Consider the following 1339-nt stretch of genomic DNA (forward strand, 5'->3'; position numbering starts at 1 on the left):
GTCCATCCCGAACCGCCCGCCCAGCTCCAGCCGGTCGGCGGTCGTCTCCACCTCGGGAACGTCCGGCGGTGACGCGCCGCCCCGCCGCCGCAGCACCACGGGCTCACCGAAACGGCGGGCGAACTCCACGTGGGCCGCGTGGTCCAGCCGCTGCCCGCGGAAGAACACCACCTTCCAGCGCAGCACCGCCGCACGGATCCGCGCGACCACGGCGTCGTCGAGGTCACCGGCGAGATCCACCCCGGTGATCTCGGCTCCGATGTGCCCGGCGACCGGCTCCACCTCGATCCCGCCGGTCCGCCGCCCACCGCCCGTGCCTGTCCCGCCACCGGTGCCCGCCGTACCTGCGCCGACATCCGCGCCCGCCGTACCTGCGCCTTTGCCTGTGCCCGTCGTACCTGTACCCGTGCCCGTCGCCATGTGCGCTCCGCTGGTCGTCGGCCTGGTCGTCCACAAACGCTTCAGGGAGATCGTGACAGGCTTTCCCGCGGGCTGCGACGGGGCTCCGGCCTGCCCCAGGTGATCTCGGTGACCCGCCGGACATCCCATGCGTCACAGCACCCCCTCGGCGAGCGAGACGGCGACGCGAGACTCACAGGAGGGCGGGCTTCATGGACCTGACTCGTTGATGCCAAGGCCTGCAAGGTTTTTGACAGGGATCGAGCGGCGTTCTCATCGTCTGGGGCACCGAACGCCTCACACGCGTTGGGCCCCACCGGCGTCTTCTGCTGCAACGACCGGGCGGCGGCGGGCGTTCTGCACGCCGCGACCCGTCGAGCCCGCCGATCACCGCCGGCCTGCGGTGCCGCCCGGCGCGGCGACATGGCCGTGTGGATGATGCCGTCGACGCTCCGGCCGAGGAGTTCGGTCGCGGCCGCGTCCTCCTTGGCCGGGTCGCCGCCGGAGTCGATGGTGAGCACGAGATGGTCGCCGGCCCAGGCGGTCTCCACGGCGCCGCGCAGCAGCCTTCCCGCGAACGGCGAGGAGGCGATCTCGTCGGTGACCAGGCCGATCACGGCCGTACGGCGGCGGCGCAGGCCGCGCGCGACGGGTCGGGGCGGTAGCCGAGCTGGGCGGCGGCCTGCCGGATGCGTTCCTGGAGGGGCGGGCGGGAGGTTGCCCTCGGCCCGGCCGTCGAACACGGAGGAGACTGCGGTGTGCGAAACGCCGGCGAGCCGGGCGACGCCCCGTGACGTGGGCCGTCCTCCGCCCGTGCCGTTCCTGTACTCGTCCCCGCTCCCCGCCCCCCGCTCCCCGCCCGGTCGATCGCACTCACCCTGTCGGCGAGGGGGCCGGATCCAGCGGCCGGGCGGGCTGCCCATACTGGCCGTACGGCACA

1 protein-coding gene and 1 pseudogene are annotated in these 1339 nt (G+C 73.9%); both read right to left on the reverse strand.

What is annotated here, in order from left to right; translation table 11 throughout:
• On the reverse strand, positions 1 to 420 hold a 420-nt coding region (locus tag BZY54_RS48680; RefSeq protein WP_208641009.1), incomplete at its 3' end, for a TauD/TfdA dioxygenase family protein.
• A 338-nt stretch (positions 421 to 758) separates the two neighbouring features.
• Positions 759 to 1322: pseudogene (locus tag BZY54_RS48685) on the reverse strand (LacI family DNA-binding transcriptional regulator); the annotation flags it as partial.
• Positions 1323 to 1339: the final 17 nt, after the last annotated feature.

Source organism: Streptomyces carpinensis, from assembly GCF_002154505.1.
In the GTDB taxonomy this organism is placed as follows: Bacteria; Actinomycetota; Actinomycetes; order Streptomycetales; family Streptomycetaceae; genus Streptomyces; species Streptomyces carpinensis.